This window comes from Enterococcus sp. DIV0802b, assembly GCF_050543535.1.
Lineage (GTDB): Bacteria > Bacillota > Bacilli > Lactobacillales > Enterococcaceae > Enterococcus_D > Enterococcus_D entomosocium.
The window spans coordinates 2,878,877-2,896,663 of the sequence record NZ_CP172941.1 but is presented as its reverse complement, the minus strand read 5'-3'; the positions used below and the strand labels follow the sequence as shown (position 1 = coordinate 2,896,663).

Below are 17,787 nucleotides of genomic sequence, written 5' to 3'. Positions count from 1 at the left end.
CAGGTGGCAAATGAGATTTCAGGTGCTAGTATTAAAAATGTAAAAGCGGTTACAAAAAAGGGGGAGGAAAATGGAAAGTAAACTAAGCAGTGTCCCAAGAAAAAATAAGCGGGTGACACGAGAAGGGAAGATTTTGTTTTTATGTATCGTTCCCTTTCTGATTCTCGTGTTTTTGTTCTCTTATTTTCCTTTGCACGGATGGATTTATTCACTTTATGATTACAAACCAGCATTAGGTTTAGCGCGCAGCGAGTTTGTAGGCTTCAAATGGTTTCGACTTCTTGTCTCTAGTCCAACACAAGTGGATCAGATCGTACAAGTAATGAAAAACACCTTTGCCATGAGTTTTTTAGGGATCGCCACTTCGATCCTACCAGTAGGCTTCGCCATTTTATTGAACGAAATCAAGTGCAAATGGTTTAAAAACTTGGTCCAAACGCTGACCACGCTGCCGAATTTTATCAGTTGGGTTTTGGTGTATACGATCGCCTTTAGCTTGTTTTCTTCAACAGGGCTGGTAAACACGTTGCTGCAAGAATGGGGCTTCGTTACAGATCCAGTCAAATTTTTGGATAGCGGCAATCATACGTGGCTTATGATGTGTCTTTGGAATATTTGGAAAGGCTTGGGCTGGGGTGCCATCATGTATCTTGCAGGCATTTCAGGAATTGACCCCGAATTGTATGAATCGGCACGAATCGATGGGGCGAATCGTTTCCACCTGATGCGTCATATCACACTGCCTGCCTTGATGCCGACGTTCCTTGTGATGCTGATGCTGTCTATCGCCAACTTGTTGAACAACGGGATGGATCAGTACTTTGTTTTCCAAAATGCATTCAATCGAAATACGATCCAAGTCCTCGATTTGTATGTCTACAATTTAGGGATGGGTGGAAATAGTCTATCTCTGGCTACCGCGATCAGTATGCTAAAAAGTGTCATTTCTGTTGCCTTGTTAGCCATCGTCAATATTGCTTCGAAAAAAATTCGGGGGACTTCCATTATTTAGGAGAGGAGGATATCTATGGAACTATCGATTAGTGAAAAGAAAAAGGCGAAAAAAGTACCCAAACGTGAAAACCTGACGTTTAGTATCCTCAATTATACCTTTTTCTTTCTGATTACGTTGATTTGTGCGTATCCTTTTTATTACTTGATTATTAATTCAATCAGTAATAATGAGTTGAGTGCGTTAGGACAAATTCGCTTTTTTCCACAAGAGATCCATTTTGAAAACTACAGTCAAGTGTTACAACTAAAAGGGTTGCCATTAGCCGCAACCGTTTCGGTGGCTAGAACGGTGATCGGAACAGCAGCAACCGTCTTAGCTTCAGCCTTCTTAGGCTTTATGTTTACCCAAGAAAAAATGTGGAAACGAAAATTTTGGTATCGCTTTGTCGTGATTACAATGTATTTCAATGCAGGGCTGATTCCATTATTCATCACGATGAAGACATTAGGTTTAACGAATAATTTTTGGGTCTATATTTTGCCGGCTGTCGTTCAGCCTTTTAACATCATCTTAGTGAAAACCTATATTGAGTCAATCCCCAAATCGTTGCAAGAAGCAGCTGAAATGGATGGAGCTGGCATCATTCAAGTATTCTTTCGGGTAATTTTACCCAACTGTACGCCGATTTTAGCAACAGTCGCGATCTTCTCGGCAGTTGGTCAATGGAATTCTTTCCAAGATACACTGATTTACATTACGGATCAAAGTCTCTACTCCTTGCAATACCTTCTTTATACGTATATCAATCAAGCCAATTCGTTGGCACAAATGGTCAAAAATACATCGGGATCACTTTCCAGTATCGCTTCAGCTGCAACAACGCAGACACCGACTTCGATTCGCATGACCGTTTCAGTCATTGTTGTTTTACCAATCATGTTTATTTATCCGCTTTTCCAGAAATATTTTGTCAAAGGAATTATGTTGGGTGCGGTGAAAGGTTAATAAAAAGAAAGAGGGAAGAAAATGAAAAAAATGTCGAAATATGTAACAACAGGTTTGTTAGGCATGACATTGCTAGGTAGTTTAGCCGGCTGTGGAGGAGCGGCTGACTCTGACACAGACGCTGCTTCCAGCGAAAGTGGCTACGATGAAACGATCACGATCGATGTCTATAATGGGCTAGCCAACTATATGGGGATGCAAGAAGGTTGGTTTGCCAAAATCGTGCGGGATAAATTCAATATGGAATTGAACATCATCGCACCAAACGTTGCTGGAAACGGAGACACTCTTTATCAAACGAGGACGGCAGCAGGTGATTTGGGCGATTTGATCATTGTTGATAATGGCCAACAATACAACGAATTGGTTGAAGCTGGTTTGTTGACCGATGCGAGCGAGTATTATGAAACTATGGAAAATGTTCAGCGCTTCGATGCGGCTGTTCAAAATCTAAACAAAGATGCCGATGGTCTATATGGCTTTCCAACTTCCGTTTCTACATTAAAAGCCACCGATCCTTCAGAAGGATTAGATCCTACATTTGGTGCTTATGTGCGTTGGGATCTTTATGGGGATCAAGGATATCCAGAAATCGGTACATTGGAAGACCTGCTTCCTGTGATTCAAAAAATGCAAGAAGACAATCCAACAACAGATTCTGGGAAAAAAGTTTATGGGTTTTCTCTATTCAGCGATTGGGACGGCAACATGATGAATGCAGGCAAACAGCTGGTCACCTACTATGGGTACGATGAATCAGGTTTTGTCTTGGCAAAAGCGGATGGTTCTGATTATCAAAGCATTCTCGATAGTGATTCTGAATATATTCGCGCACTTAAGTTTTATTTCCAAGCCAATCAAATGGGCTTAGTGGATCCAGAATCAACGACGCAAAATTACGATACACTTTTTGCCAAATTCCAAGAAGGACAAGTCTTATTCTCATGGTGGCCTTGGTTAGGTCAAGCGGCTTTTAATACGACTACGAACTTGAATGAAGGAAAAGGCTTTATGTTGGCACCGATTCAAGACCAAAAAATCTTCTCTTATGGTGCGGAAGTTTACGGTGGCAAACAATTTATCGGGATCGGTTCAAATGCCGAAGACCCAGAGCGAATCGCAGCCTTTATTGACTGGCTCTACTCTTCAGAAGGCGTGTTAGCAAATTCTTCTCAAACAAGCGGTAGTAGTGGCCCTGAAGGCTTAACTTGGGAAATGAAAGATGGCGAGCCTGTCTTAACTGAGTTTGGGAAACAAGCGTTGCTAGATGGCGATGGGGATGTGCCAGAAGAATATGGTGGCGGAAGTTACAAAGATGGTGTATCCGCGCTAAACGTCAATACGGTATTACCGATCGATATCAATCCTGATACCGGCTTCCCATATGCTTATACGATGTGGGAAAGCTATCAAAATGAAACAACCGATCCTGTAAAAGAAGATTGGTCAAAAAATATGGGTGGTGCAGAATCGACCATTGGCTATTTAGAGGAGAACGACCAATTGTTAGTTGCCCCTGGTGCCAGCTATGTAGCGCCAGAAGATAGTTCAGAGATCTCTACGTTGCGGAACCAAGCCAAAGCGACAATCATCGAGTACTCTTGGCGAATGGTTTTTGCCAAAGATGAAGCAGAATTTGACCAATTGCTAAAAGAAATGCAAGAAACAGCAGACGGCTTAGGCTATCAAACAGTGCTAGAATTTGACATGAATAATGCGAAAGATCAAAACGAAAAACGGGTAGAAGTAGCGAAAGAATTTGGGGACTAATCAAAAACAAAGAATCATAAAAATGGTTGGTCAACGGTTCCTTGACAAAAGTGAGTAAACAGCGTTTGGTTAAGCAATCACTTAAGAAGATTGATCCAGCACCAGCGGATCAGTCTTCTTTCTTTAAGGAGGAAAACAATGATAGTGGATAAAAAAGATCGTCTGCTTTTTATGGGGGATTCGATCACAGATAGTAATCGAAATTATCAAGCGATACCTGCGGGATGGTCGTCATGGGGGGACGGCTATGTTCATCTGATCAACGCCTATACCACAGCATTACTCCCACAAATGGAATTAATGATCGTTAACCGAGGCATCAGTGGAGATACAGTCGTCGATTTGAAGAAGCGTTGGAAGGATGATGTATTGGCATTTCAACCAGATTGGGTAACGATCATGATCGGTGTAAATGATGTGTGGCGGCATTTTGATGGCACATTTGCTCAAACGGAACTGGTGGGGATTGAAAGATTTGAATCAGAGTTGCGTGATTTGATCGCTCAGACATTACCGAGTGTCAAAGGAATGATTCTCTTGACCCCGTTTATGGTTGAAGCCAACAAAGAAGATCCACTAAGAGAAATGCTTACCAACTACCAACACGTGCTTGCTAAAGTAGCGCAAGAGTATGGTATCCTTTTAGGAGATACGCAGGAAAAGTTTGATGATTTTTTGCTTTATCAGTCATCCTATGTCTTAAGCAGTGATCGTGTGCATCCGTCGACTGCAGGACATGTGTTGATTGCAAAAACATGGCTGGAAACAGTCGGTATTTTGGAGGAAAGACCATGATCACAGTAGAAACGATCCACCAAGTCGCGCATCAAGGCCCCTTTTTCCCAAATTGGCAATCTTTGGGCGCTTTTGTTCTACCGGAATGGTTCCCCAAAGCAAAATTTGGGGTCTTCATTCATTGGGGATTGTATAGTGTTCCTGCATTTAATAACGAGTGGTACTCCAGAAATATGTACATCAAAGACCATCCGGAATACGATCACCATATCAACACCTACGGTCCGCAAAAAAACTTCGGCTACAAAGACTTTATTCCCATATTTACTGCAGAAAAATTCGATGCAAATGAGTGGATTCGACTGATCAAACAAGCCGGTGCCAATTATCTTTTTCCCGTTGCAGAACATCACGATGGGTTTCAGATGTACAAAAGCGAGCTTTCTGAATGGAATGCGGCAGTTATGGGACCGAAAAAAGATATTCTTGCGGAATTAAAAGAAGCAGCTGAGGAACAAGGCCTGCATTTTTGCACCTCATCTCATCGTGCCGAACATTGGTTTTTCATGGGACATGGTAAGGAATTTGACAGCGACATCAAGGAACCGTTAGCAAAAGGCGACTTTTATTGGCCTGCTATGCCAGAACCTGATAATCAAGATTTGTATAGCGAGCCATATCCCTCAAAAGAGTTTTTAGATGATTGGCTACTGCGAACCTGTGAACTCGTCGACAACTATCAACCAGAGCTGCTGTATTTTGATTGGTGGATCCAACACGAAGCCTTCAAGGAGCACCTGCAAGTTTTCGCTGCTTACTATTACAATCGTGGGGCTGAATGGGGCAAACAAGTTGGTATCTGCTACAAACACGATGCCATGATGTTTGGTAGTGGTATTGTGGAGATCGAACGGGGAAAATTTGCCGAACCACAACCTTTTTACTGGCAAACAGATACAGCGATCGCTCGCAATTCATGGTGTTATACCACAACGTTGGATTACAAAACAACGCGTGAGATTTTACAGGATTTGATCGAAGTCGTCAGTAAAAATGGCAATCTTCTTTTGAATATCGGGCCGAAAGGGAATGGTTCGATCCCAGAAAAAGATCAAACGATCTTAAAAGAAATCGGTGCGTGGCTGGATGTAAACGGTGAAGCCATTTATGAAGCGAAACCATGGCGCAAAGCCGGGGAAGGACCCACGACCGTTGTCTCAGGCCAATTTCAAGAGGCACAGGCGACGACATACACGAGCCAGGATTTCCGCTTTACGGTTCAGGGGGATTCGTTGTATGCTATTGGCATGGCAAGTCCTGAGAATGGACACGCAAGGATCCAAGCACTGGCCCAGTCTAAAGATCAAAATTTGCCAGAATTTCACGGCATCATCCAAACCGTGACGATTCTAGGACACGAAGAACAGCCTATTGATTGGCAAGTGACCGATGAAGGCTTGCAACTAACTTTTGAACCAATTGAAACCGACCAACCAATCGTCTATAAAATTACAATGAAATGAGGCGCAATCCGTGATACATGAAAAAAGAACCGCACTTTTACCAGAAAGCCAAGCCAGTTTAACCACGTATGTCATGGAAAATTCTCCTGAAATGGAACCAGATCGTGTTCGACCAGCGGTCATCATCTGTCCTGGCGGCGGCTATGAAATGTTGTCTGATCGCGAAGCGGAACCCATCGCCATCAAAATGATGAGCTTTGGTTTCCAAGCCTTTGTGTTGCATTATAGTATCAAACCGGCTGTCTATCCGTTAGCCTTAAAGGAATTGGCGGCTGCCGTTCGTCTTGTGCGCACCAATCATGAGGTCTGGCACGTCGATCCTGAAAAAATCATTGTTGCCGGTTTTTCAGCTGGTGGTCACTTAGCTGCTAATCTGGGTGTGTCTTGGCAGCAACCTTTTCTAGCAGAGGCTTTACAAGGAGCCAATGAAGAATGGCGACCTAACGGGTTACTGTTGAGTTATCCGGTCTTATCTAGTGGTGAACTTGGGCACCAAGATTCCTTCCGTTCATTATTAGCAGATCGCTATGAAACAGAAAAAGCCGCTTTGTCTTTAGAGACTTTAGTCAATGAACAGACACCGCCGACGTTTCTTTGGCATACGTTAGAAGATGGATTAGTCTTGGCGGAAAACAGCCTCCTTTTTGCCGAACAGCTGCGCAAATTTAATATACCTTATGAGCTGCACATTTTCCCTCGCGGTGGTCATGGACTAAGTTTAGGAACACCGGAAACCGCCAACGGCAATCAACACGGGATCGAAGCATCGGTTGTCCGTTGGCCAGAATTGTTTGCTGATTGGGTGAGGTGGAACATCTAAGAGGAATTCAAAAAAACAGTATAATCTTTAATCAATCATCTTTGTCTAATTCTCAAATCCGTTTTTTCAGCAGTATAAAAAGGATTTACTGAAAACATAAGATTGAGTGCTTGGTTCATTTACAAAATTAGGAAAGCGAAAGGGGTATTCAGTGAAAGTCAGATTAAAAGACATTGCAAAAGAAGTAGGTGTATCGATCGCAGCCGTTTCTCAAGTGTTAAATGACAAACCGATTCGGATCACAGAAGAAAAAAAACAGCAAATCAAGCGCTTGGCGGCAGAAAACAATTATACGCCGAATGCTGCGGCTAAAAGCCTGGTTTTGAAAAAAACCAATACGATCGGACTGATCATCCCAGATATCAACAATCCTTTTTTTGCCAACTTGGCCAAGGTCTTAGAAGATTTGCTGCGAAAACAGGGGTATCTGCTGATTTTGGTCAACTCAGATGATAAAGTTGACGTTGAGAAGGAATTGATTCAGCTCCTGATTGACCGCAACGTTGATGCGTTGATCATCGCCCTTTCAACCGAATCCTACGCGGATGAGGTACAAACCAAAGAACGATTGAAGAATCTTTCGGTTCCAATCGTTTTGGTTGATAGAGGAATAGATAACTTTGAGGTCGATCAAGTCTTTTATAATAATCGGCATGGGGGATACATTGCTACCAGTGAGCTAATAAAAAAAGGACACAAAAAGATTGGTACGATGATGAACCCTGATAAAAATATCAATTGTGTGTATCGATACCAAGGCTATTTAGATGCGCTGAAGGAATTCAATCTCCAACGAAAAGACAGTTGGCATGTGGTAACAAAGTTCCAATTTGAAGACGCCTATGAAAAAGCAGACATTCTCTTAAAAAACCGAGATGTAACCGGCATTGTTGCTGGCAACGACTTGATTGCATTGGGAATTATGAAGCGTGCCAAAGAACTAGGAATCAAGGTTCCAGAGGATGTTTCGATCGTAGGATACGACAATCTTGTTTTGAATGATCTTTTAGAAGTATCTCTAACGTCTGTGGAACAAGATGTAAATGATTTAGGTGAAAAAACGGTTCTTGCCTTGATGAATGCAATCAGCGGACAGAAGCCACGTTACGTCCAATTGACACCTAGATTGATAAAAAAGAACAGTGTGACTGAAAGAGTTTCCTAGCGAAACTCTTTTTTTACTATTGACAGCGCTTTAAAACGATGCTATTCTTTGTGTGAACATTAGATAAAACGCTTTATCAGATGTTCGCTTTTTTTAGAAAAATGATAAAACGTTTTATCAAAGGTGAGAGGAGAATACGTATGTCAAAAAAAGAAGTCATTATTGATACGGATCCGGGGATCGATGATGCAGTTGCGTTGGGAATTGCTCTATTTAGTGAAGGCTTGGAGGTCAAGTTGATCACGACAGTGGCCGGAAATGTCGGTATTGAACATGTCACCAATAATTTACTGAAACTGCTTTCCTTTTGGGATTTGTCGATTCCAGCAGCACAAGGTGCATCTCAGCCACTAACGCGAGCAGTCAAAGATGCCAGCGATGTTCATGGGGTCACAGGAATGGCCGGCTATTCATTTCCAGAACCAGATCGTTCATTGCTGCTGGAAACTTCAGCTGTGGAAACGATGTATCAAACGATCAAAAAGAATAAAGAAAAAATCACAATTGTCGCATTAGGTCCTCTAACGAATATTGCTCTTTTGCTTAAGATTTATCCAGAAGTCAAAGAAAAAATCGATGAGATCGTTTTAATGGGCGGAGCCTTAGGCAGAGGAAACTTTGGTGTATTGTCAGAGTTCAATATTGCGATTGACCCCGAGGCTGCAACGATTGTTTTTGAGAGCGGCTTACCACTTTCTGTAGCACCATTAGATGTGGGCGCAAAAGCGCTTGTTTACCCAGAAGACAGCGCAAAAATCAAAGAAATGAATCAAACCGGAGATATGATGGTTCAATTATTCAAAAAATACCGTGGTGGCAGTTTTGGCACGGGGCTGAAAATGTATGACAGTTGTGCGATCGCTTATCTTTTGTGTCCAGAGATGTTCACTGTTCAAGAGACTTTTGTTGCGATCGAAACACAAGGAGCCTACACAGCAGGTGCGACAATTGTCGATCTCAACAATCGTCTGAAGCAGAAAAACAATTGCCGTGTTTGTGTCGATATCGATGAAGCGCTCTTTAAAGAATGGTTTTTACAGGCAATCAGCAAGTGTAAATAGGAGGGGAAAGAAATGATAGAAGCGATTTTAGTACTCGTTGTTTTGGGGATCGTCGGATATTTTATTATTAAGAGTTATAATCCAGCATTGATTTTGATTATTGGGGCACTTGTCTTGCTTTGTGCATCCGTTGCTTTAGGAAATCCGCTTTACCCAGAAGGCGAAGGGACTGGCTTGGCCTTATTCGATATTTTTTTAAAGCTTAAAGATACGATCATCTCTCAAGTAAGTTCTGCTGGTCTAGTGATCATGATCTTATTCGGATATTCAGGTTATATGAATCTCATTGGTGCCAATCAAAAAGCTGTCAATATCCTGGTTCAGCCAATGACCAAAATCAAGTCTAAGGCATTATTTATTCCGATCGTTTTCTTATTAGGGAATTTGATGTCATTAGTCGTCCCAAGTGCATCTAGTTTGGCAATAATTTTGATGGCAATCCTTTATCCACTGCTTCAAGGGATTGGTATCTCTTCCTTAACAGCAGCCGGTGTTATCGCAATGACTGCCACGATCATGCCGACGCCATTAGGTGCGGATAATGTGATTGCGGCTCAGACATTGAATTACAACATCTTAACTTATGTTCTGTACCATGCGAAAATTTCCATCCCAACATTGCTGATCATGGCCATTGTTCATTACTTTTGGCAAACGTATTGTGATAAAAAAGAAGGCAAAGATGCCTTTGTAGAACTAAAAGAAATTGAAAGTAAGTCAGAAGAAACGGCTGTTCCTGGATTTTATGCAATTTTACCACTCCTTCCTTTGGTGTTGATCATTATCGTTGGTATAATCGGTATATTCAAAGAAGGTGTAACAATGGATATTTTCGTCCTAACGATGATTTCCTTTTTTGTCGCATTACTGATTGAATGTTTGAGAAAGAAATCTTTCAAAATCGCGCAAGAAAGTGCAGTGGAACTATTCAAAGGAATGGGACAAGGGTTTAGTCAAGTAGTCATGTTGGTTGTGGGTGGATCATTATTTACCACAGCTATCCAAAGCTTAGGAGTGATTGATTCACTAATGAGTGCGGTAGAAAATTCTCAATCTGCTGGCGTGTTAACGGCATTGATATTCAGCGGCGCAACCGCATTGTTCGGTATTTTGAGTGGCGGAGGATTGGCGATGTTTTACGCTGTGATTGAACTGATTCCCGATATTGCCGCTAAAGCGGGAATTGACGGGATTTTGATCGCCTTGCCAATGCAGATGATCGCCAATCTTGGCAGAACGATCTCACCAGTTGCCGCTGTAATTATGATTGTGTCTTCTTCAATCGACGTCAGCCCTGTTCGGTTACTGAAACGAACCAGCGTTCCAACGATCGTTGGGATTATAGCAGTGGTCATTTTGTCGTTGGTATTGCTCCCTTACTAGAGTCATGGATGAACTACAAAGGGCGTCACGGCAAGAATTAGCAGAGATTTTTCAACTGTTCATCGAAGCAAAGCAGCAGATGAATAGAAGGAAAATCTACCAGTGGACTGATACTTATCCCTCCCTAGAAATCTTAGCGAAGGATATCGAGAAAAAGGAACTGTTGGTGTTGAAGGATGAAAATAAAAACATTGTAAGTGTCGGTGTTTTGTCAGTTGACTCATTGTCAAATTGTAGCAAAGAATATCATGGGATAAGAACGATTCAGCGACTCGTTGCGAGACCATCTCAAGCGGGGCAAGGCTTTGGCCGCCAGTGGATCAGAAGCTGTTTGGAACAACAGTGTGATGAAGGGGAAACACTTCTTTCAATCACAAATCATACCAATCTGCCCATGCAGCGATTATTTGTAAAAACAGGGTTTTTAAAGGTTGGTGAAACGACCATTGAGGGTCGGGAAGCCTTTGGTCCTTTTTATATATTCAAGAGAAATAGGTGATTTTTTGAGTAAGATAACGATTTTAGGTAGTGTGAACATGGATATCGTGATCACGACAACACGAATGCCGAGGATCGGCGAAACGATCATTGGGGAGCAAATTGATTATTTTGTCGGGGGCAAAGGAGCAAATCAAGCAGTGGCAGCTTCTCGTTACGGTGCATCAACAAAATTTTTAGGGAAAATCGGGGAAGATACTTTTGGGGAAAAGGTTCTTCAGCACCTCAGCAGAGAAGCTCTCGATTTATCGGCTGTTTCCCGTGAAAAAAATATGTTCACAGGAATTGCGAGTATTTTTAAATTAGCAGAGGATAATTGTATCACTGTCGTCCCCGGTGCGAATGGACTGATCGATGAAGCCTACGTTCAGCAAACAATCAGTGAACTTTCACAAGGGGATATCTTACTTACTCAACTGGAAATTCCTGTGGAAACAATCAAACAAGCATTGATTCTTGCCAAGAAAAAAGGAGTTCTAACGATTTTGAATCCTGCTCCTTACAATGAAATCGTACCGGAACTCCTGCCGTATATTGATATTTTGACACCAAATGAAACGGAATTTGCCGCTTTGATCGGTAAAGAGGCCATTTTGGAAGACGAAATTGAGCAGGTCATTGCTGATTGGCAAAAAAAATATGCCACGCGAATCGTTGTCACACGAGGAAGCAAAGGGGTAACATTTGTAGAAAAGTCACAAGTTGTGACGATTCCATCGAACAAAGTTTCAGTTGTAGACACTACCGGTGCAGGGGATACCTTTAATGGCATCTTGGCAGCAGCTTTAGGGGAAGGAGCCGATTTTTATGAAGCCGTTTCTATGGCGAATAATGGAGCTAGTCTGTCCGTTCAAAAGCTGGGGGCTCAAACAGGAATGCCACTAAGAAGTGAAATAGAAGAGTTTATGAAGTAGCAGGTTGATTCATTTACCTGAAAGGCTATGTACAATTAGCAAACGACTATTCCTGAAAAAAGGCATCTGCGCCTCTAAAAAGAAGCGCAGATGCCTTTTATATAGGTAAGATTTATGCGGTGAAAACAACTGTTCCTTGATAAAAGCTTTTGCTGACGAAGCCTTTACGGGCAACGAATTCTGCCGTACAAGTAGCTGGTGTCAGTAAGAAATCAGCCGAATCACCAACCTTAGGCCATTGCTGCACACCGTTTTTATCCAACGGGACTTTGCCATCCGTGACTAAACCTAATGCTTGCGTCAAGTCTTCCTGACTTTTGACGGCAAAAATCTCTAAATAGCGGGCCAGTTTTTCTTGTAAAGAACCATCTCCTAGAGAAGACCAAGAATCATAGACGTTGTCGCAACCAATATGAACAGCAACGCCATAGCTTTGCAATTCCTTAAGCGGTGGAATCGTGCCAGGGCTGATGGGAATACTTGAAATGATGTGGATCTCTAAATCTGCTAAGGCTTGAAAGACTTCTTTGCGTTCTGTGCCTTCAAAGTCATTTAGACCAAAGGCGTGACTGATCGCCACATTTCCTTGCATATTGAATTCCTTCGTCAAACGAATCATTTCTTTGACGGTCGCTCTGCCAGCTTCTTGCCGATCGTGAAGATGGAGGTCAATCCCGACATGTCCTTTTTGAGCAAGTTCAAAAGTTGTCCGTAAGGAAGCCTGGTAATCTTGATCGAGTGTATAAGGATCAACACCGCCAATAAAAGATGCTTTGCCCGTTGCTAAGGCTTCTTCAATCAAAGAAGCAGCATTTGAGCGCAATAAGCCATGTTGTGGGAATAAGACCAACTCCGAGCCAAAAGGTTGTTCGGCAACTAATTCGGTAATCGCATCAAAATAACGCAGCTGAGTCATTGGTTCAATATCAATATGTGAGCGGAACATCACCGCACCATGAGGCAGTTCTAAATCGATCAGCGCTTGTCCGCGTTCTTTGATCGATAACGGCAAGGCATCTAATTGGGGAATCTCAGTTTCAAATCGTTCCACCAAGCTAGCTGCCGGCGTTACTGGACGCCAAGGAGTACCTAATTTACTTTTGTCCAAATGACAATGTTTTTCGATCAATCCTGGCAACAATAACTGATTTCCCCCATCAATGATTGTCGCTTCGCTTGATGCCTGCCATTCGGTCATCGGCACGATCTCCGCTATTTTTCCATCATTGATCCCGATTGCTGTATTTTCTGTTTTGGTTCCATAAGACCAATCGCCTTCTTTTAAATAACTCGTCTCAAGTTGTACATTTGTAAGCCATAAATCCAAGAAATCGCCTTCTTTCGTATTTGCTTCATGGTATCACAAGTAAAGCTGGTTCCCAACCAAATCGCTTGCAAAAAAACAGACAATCTAAAACGTTTTAGTATTTACGCGATTTTCCATTAGGAAATCGGAAAAAATAAAAATTATTTTTTATGAAAACGCTTGAATAGAGAAAAGATGTCTGGTAATATGTGGATGTAACGAAAAGGTTTTCGAAAAAAGGGGGACAAATATGCTGTTACTAAGATTGCTAGCATTTTTGATTGATTGCATGATCATTTTTTTACCAAGTACCATGCTTAGCTATCTCCTAATGGTACCTGCTGGAGTAACGATTGTCTTGCCACAACTTCTCTTTGTGGTCTACAACATGATTTGTTTGAGTAGTTTTGAGGGGAAAACGATTGGCAAACATTTTGCGAAACTCGTTGTTTTTACGAATCAACGTAATTTATTAACTGTAGGAATGAGGGAAGTAGCAAAATTGCTCTACTTTTTACCAATGATCGGTTGGTTGTTTTTCACTGGTTCTTTCTTCCTCTATCTAGGTACGAAAAAAACGTTACACGACATTTTAGGACAAAGTGTAGTGGGGTTCAATAAGAAACAGGGGAATGATCAGTATGAACGAAACCTCCTTCGATGAGTTGTTAACAGGGAATCCTTTATTGGAGATCAATACACAAGCGCTACTTTTGTTAGTTATTTTTGCTTGGGCTAGTGCGAGTCTTATTGCTTGGAAGTGGCGAAACGAATACCAAGCCGCAAAAATAATTAGAGATTATGCTTACTATGCGCCACTCCACTTGATCGTAGGATGGGTGTTTCTTAACGCAGCAATTGTCCTAGTAATTGGTAGTTACTTCATGGGCTTGATTGTACTTTTGTTTCGGTCCAATAACTATTTTTATAAATAAAAAATTTTTGAAAGAAACTAAAACGTTTTCTGAAGAAATAGGAGGAAAAAATGGAGACAGCGATGCAGTATTTAAAAGAAGACCCTTGGAAAATTACGGAAAAGACCTTTGATACAAAATGGTTAGGCAAAGCAGAAGCCATCATGTGTTTGGGCAACGGGTATCTGGGGATGCGCTCTGTGACAGAAGAGAAATATGTTGGCGAAACGCGTAATCTTTTTGTTGCAGGAACCTTTAATAAATTCGACGAAAATGAAGTGACTGAGCTTCCTAATGTGCCGGATATGATTGGAATGGAGCTCCTTTTTGATGGCGAACGATTAGATTTATCAAAAGGCAAATATTCAAACTATTCACGTGTCTTAAATTTGAGAACTGGGGAACTCACGCGCTCCTTTCAATGGAAACATGGTCAGATTAATGTCGAACTTACCTTTAAGCGATGTGTTTCCTTTGCCCAAAAGCATGTGTTTGCGCAACAAGTGCTGGTCGAAAATTTAGGAAAAGAAGTCACGTTGGAAATTATTTCTGGTATTGACGGACAAAAGACAAATAGCGGCTCGCAGCATTTTACTGAAGGTGACAAATCATTAACAGAAAATCGTTTCTTACAAATGATGCCAAAGACCACTCAATCTAAGATCACCTTTGTTCTTTCGACAGCACATAATCTAGAAAAAACAGAAGATTGCTATGATGGAACCAAGAAGCGGATCCAGATGGGAAGACGGAAAATCTACAATCGTTACTGGCAAACCTTGGCACCTAATGAGACGTTGAAGCTTGAGAAGTTTTCTTCTGTTTATACCACGATCGATAAAGAGCATTTAGGAAAGACACCACAAGATTTGAAGAAGATTGCCCTTGAAGAGCTGAAAGAGATTCGCAAAAACGGCTATCAGGAATTAGCAAAAGCTTCAGCAGCGGCATGGGACAAAGAAGTCTGGTCCGTCTTTCCAATCAAAATCAAGACAGAGAACACACTAGATCAATTAGCGATTCATTTTGCAAAATATCATCTACATGTGATGACACCAGCCCATGACGAACGCATGAACATAGGTGCCAAAGGCCTATCTGGGGAAGGGTACAAAGGACATACCTTTTGGGATACAGAGATTTTTATGCTGCCATATTTTACCTTCACACACCCAGAAATCGCCAAAAAATTAGTGACTTATCGCTATTTAGGTTTGGCTGGTGCCCATAAAAAAGCTACTGAGAACGGCTATCAAGGCGCCCAATTTCCGTGGGAAGCTGCTTGGCCTGAAGATGGTGAGACTACGCCAGTTTGGGGCGCTGCGGATATCCTTACGGGCTTACCAACGAAAATTTGGTCAGGATTTATTGAACAGCATATTACCAGCGATGTCACCTACGGCATCAAACAATTTATTGATGTAACGAATGATCAACAATTTGCATGGGAAAAAGGCTATGAAGTGATTTTTGATACGGCGATCTTCTGGGCGAGTCGTTTAGAGTGGTCCGAAGAAAACCAGCGCTTTGAAATTTTAGACGTAGTCGGACCAGATGAATATAAGGAGCATGTCGATAATAATGCTTTCACGAATCATACTGCGCACTGGAACATTCAATTAGCTATTTCATTGTATGAAGAGTTGAAAAAGAACCAGCCAGAACAATTTACGAAACTAGCTGAAAAATTACCATTAAATGAAGCTTATCAAGAATGGCAAGCAAAAGTAGTTGCTATTTATTTACCGCAACCGAATGAAGCGGGAATCATCCCGCAAGACGATACCTATTTGACGAAAAAAGAGATCGATCTCACGAAATATAAAAATGATTCGCAAGTAGGCACACTGTTCCATGAGTATAACTTAGAACAGGTCAACGAGATGCAAGTTTCGAAACAAGCGGATGTTCTTTTGCTCTTGTTCTTATTTGAGAACCTTTTTCCAAAAGAAGAGAAACGGTTGAATTGGGATTACTATGAGCCGAAAACGTTGCATGATTCTTCCTTATCCTTATCGACACATGCCATCCTCGCTGCTGATTTAGGGGAAATAGCACTTTCTTATGATTTGTTTCAACAAGCAATCAACATTGATATGGGAGAAAATATGCTGTCTTCCAATGAAGGGATTCATGCAGCATCACTCGGCGGTATTTGGCAAATGACGGTCTTCGGCTATGGTGGTGTCCGTTGTTTAGACGGCCAGTTAAGAATCGAACCACATTTACCAAAGGCTTGGGAAGCACTTGAATTTGGTATTATGTGGCACCAACAGCCATTAAAGATTGAGGTCACACAGGAAGGTTTTACGGTCACCAACCATGGGGAGCAAGCGATTGAGTTTATCGCTTTTGATAAGGTTTATCTGCTTGAAGAACAAATCAAAATCACTTTTTAGGGGGAAATAAAATGACTGGATGGAAAAAAGTAGTAGGAACAGGGCTTCTATTGTCTGCAGCAGTGGTGCTGGCAGCTTGTGGGGGAAACGAAGACACCAGTAGTTCGACAGATCAGACGGATTTCACAGGGGATTCGTTAACGATCGGTGTTTGGGGTGGCAACGAGGCAGAAGAAAAATCGTTGGATGAGATGATCCAATCTTTTGAAGAAGCAACGGGTGCAACAGTTGAAAAGAAAGTATATACCGATTATAATACCCAAATTCAAGCTGACATGGCTGGTAGAACGGCACCAGATGTCTTTTACGTGGATGCCTATATGTTCCCATGGTTCTCAGATAATGGCACACTTGCAGAGCTGGATCCGGCTAATTTTGAAAGTGAGCAGTTTTATGATAGCTTGATCGATGCTTTTACGACTTCGGATGGACAACTGCAGGCTGTTCCCAAAGATATGTCAACTTTAGCACTCTATTTCAATACAGCGATTTTTGAAGAAGCGGGTGTGTCGATCGATGAAGTGCCAGACACACTTGAAGCGTATGTTGAGTGGCTGCCGTCGTTCCAAGAAAAAATCAATGAGGCGTATGGTGACGGAAATGTTTTTGCCATGAGCTATAACCAAGATATGGCTCGCAACTATCATCTTGCAACGCGGGAAAATGCTCAACCAATCAATGAAGATGGGACGGCTAATTTGGCTGATCCAGCAGTAGTTGATAATCTTTCTATTTTAAAAGAGTTGGTCGATACGAAAGCAGCTGTTACACCGCAAGATATCGGAACAGGTTGGAACGGCGAAGCTTTTGGTTCTGGAAAAATTGCGATCATGGATGAAGGAAACTGGGTGTATGAGACACTTAAGACAGAATTTCCTGATATTCCTTTTGTTGTAAAAGAAATGCCAACGTATAAAGGAACGGAAGGGTCAATGATGTTTTCTGTCGGTTGGGGAAAATATGTTGGGACTGAAAAAAGTGCCTTGGCAGATAAATGGATTCAACACGCTACTGGTCAAAGCGGTATGCAAGCATGGGTTGAAGGAACCGGGACATTACCTAGTCGTCAAGATGTAGCAGATGCGGCCAAAATCACAGAAAACAGTGACTTGAATGTTCACCTAGAGGCTTGGGATTATGCAACGATTTGGCAAAAGGGCACCACTTTAGATACGATCAACAAAGCCTATCAAAACTTTTTACCGAATGCTTTAAATGGAAACATGACCTTTGAAGAAGCAATGGAAGCTGCTGATGAACAAGCGAACGCAGATATTACAGCAAACTAGTCTGAATTTGAACGAGGGAGAGGAACTCCTCTCTCTTTTCTTTTGGAAAG

At 41.8% G+C, this 17,787-nt stretch carries 16 protein-coding genes; 15 read left to right on the top strand and 1 reads right to left on the bottom strand.

Annotated features, from left to right (window positions below):
- The first annotated feature begins 70 nt into the window (after positions 1–70).
- The 11 genes from IGJ12_RS13530 to rbsK all read left to right on the top strand — a co-directional run bounded on the left by IGJ12_RS13530 (position 71) and on the right by rbsK (position 11,829).
- The gene (locus tag IGJ12_RS13530) at positions 71–1,012 is read left to right on the top strand and encodes an ABC transporter permease (protein WP_005228459.1); all 942 of its coding nucleotides are present in this window, start codon (positions 71–73) and stop codon (positions 1,010–1,012) included.
- Positions 1,013–1,027: 15 nt separating this feature from the next.
- Entirely contained in the window at positions 1,028–1,960 is a 933-nt protein-coding gene (locus IGJ12_RS13525; RefSeq protein WP_005234069.1) for a carbohydrate ABC transporter permease, read from the top strand.
- Positions 1,961–1,981: 21 nt separating this feature from the next.
- Positions 1,982–3,730 carry an ABC transporter substrate-binding protein gene (locus IGJ12_RS13520; protein ID WP_005234070.1) on the top strand — a complete coding sequence of 583 codons (1,749 nt, stop codon included), beginning with the start codon at positions 1,982–1,984 and terminating at the stop codon, positions 3,728–3,730.
- A gap of 138 nt (positions 3,731–3,868) precedes the next feature.
- Positions 3,869–4,525, top strand: a complete 657-nt coding sequence (locus tag IGJ12_RS13515; RefSeq protein WP_005234072.1) for an SGNH/GDSL hydrolase family protein — start codon at positions 3,869–3,871, stop codon at positions 4,523–4,525.
- Positions 4,522–5,988, top strand: coding sequence for an alpha-L-fucosidase (locus IGJ12_RS13510; RefSeq protein WP_086372346.1), 1,467 nt, complete (start codon positions 4,522–4,524; stop codon positions 5,986–5,988). The genes IGJ12_RS13515 and IGJ12_RS13510 overlap by 4 nt, the downstream gene beginning before the upstream one ends.
- Positions 5,989–5,998: 10 nt before the next feature.
- Positions 5,999–6,808: an alpha/beta hydrolase gene (locus IGJ12_RS13505; RefSeq protein WP_008380605.1), complete on the top strand. Its 810-nt coding sequence runs from the start codon at positions 5,999–6,001 to the stop codon at positions 6,806–6,808.
- Between the two features lie 151 nt (positions 6,809–6,959).
- A complete protein-coding gene (locus tag IGJ12_RS13500) occupies positions 6,960–7,973 on the top strand; it encodes a LacI family DNA-binding transcriptional regulator (RefSeq protein ID WP_008380606.1) in 1,014 nt (337 codons plus the stop codon).
- A 140-nt stretch (positions 7,974–8,113) separates the two neighbouring features.
- Positions 8,114–9,034: a ribonucleoside hydrolase RihC gene (gene rihC / locus IGJ12_RS13495; RefSeq protein WP_301388211.1), complete on the top strand. Its 921-nt coding sequence runs from the start codon at positions 8,114–8,116 to the stop codon at positions 9,032–9,034.
- A 12-nt stretch (positions 9,035–9,046) separates the two neighbouring features.
- A complete protein-coding gene (gene dcuC, locus IGJ12_RS13490; protein ID WP_005234077.1) occupies positions 9,047–10,417 on the top strand; it encodes a C4-dicarboxylate transporter DcuC in 1,371 nt (456 codons plus the stop codon).
- A gap of 4 nt (positions 10,418–10,421) precedes the next feature.
- Positions 10,422–10,916 carry a GNAT family N-acetyltransferase gene (locus IGJ12_RS13485; protein ID WP_430619121.1) on the top strand — a complete coding sequence of 165 codons (495 nt, stop codon included), beginning with the start codon at positions 10,422–10,424 and terminating at the stop codon, positions 10,914–10,916.
- A 4-nt stretch (positions 10,917–10,920) separates the two neighbouring features.
- Entirely contained in the window at positions 10,921–11,829 is a 909-nt protein-coding gene (gene rbsK / locus IGJ12_RS13480) for a ribokinase (RefSeq protein ID WP_430619120.1), read from the top strand.
- Positions 11,830–11,941: 112 nt separating this feature from the next.
- Here the strand turns inward: rbsK and IGJ12_RS13475 are convergent, their stop codons facing one another.
- Positions 11,942–13,156, bottom strand: a complete 1,215-nt coding sequence (locus tag IGJ12_RS13475; protein ID WP_430619119.1) for an amidohydrolase family protein — start codon at positions 13,154–13,156, stop codon at positions 11,942–11,944.
- A 229-nt stretch (positions 13,157–13,385) separates the two neighbouring features.
- On the opposite strand from IGJ12_RS13475, the gene IGJ12_RS13470 reads away from it, so the two are divergent.
- From IGJ12_RS13470 to IGJ12_RS13455, 4 genes are read left to right on the top strand one after another with little or no spacing between them, the layout of a single operon-like run.
- Positions 13,386–13,799: an RDD family protein gene (locus tag IGJ12_RS13470; RefSeq protein WP_005234081.1), complete on the top strand. Its 414-nt coding sequence runs from the start codon at positions 13,386–13,388 to the stop codon at positions 13,797–13,799.
- Positions 13,777–14,070, top strand: coding sequence for a hypothetical protein (locus IGJ12_RS13465; RefSeq protein ID WP_005234082.1), 294 nt, complete (start codon positions 13,777–13,779; stop codon positions 14,068–14,070). Before IGJ12_RS13470 ends, IGJ12_RS13465 begins: the two co-directional genes overlap by 23 nt.
- Positions 14,071–14,120: 50 nt before the next feature.
- Positions 14,121–16,448, top strand: coding sequence for a glycoside hydrolase family 65 protein (locus tag IGJ12_RS13460; protein WP_430619118.1), 2,328 nt, complete (start codon positions 14,121–14,123; stop codon positions 16,446–16,448).
- Between the two features lie 11 nt (positions 16,449–16,459).
- On the top strand, positions 16,460–17,737 hold the full coding sequence (locus IGJ12_RS13455; RefSeq protein WP_430619117.1) for a sugar ABC transporter substrate-binding protein: 1,278 nt from the start codon (positions 16,460–16,462) through the stop codon (positions 17,735–17,737).
- Positions 17,738–17,787: the final 50 nt, after the last annotated feature.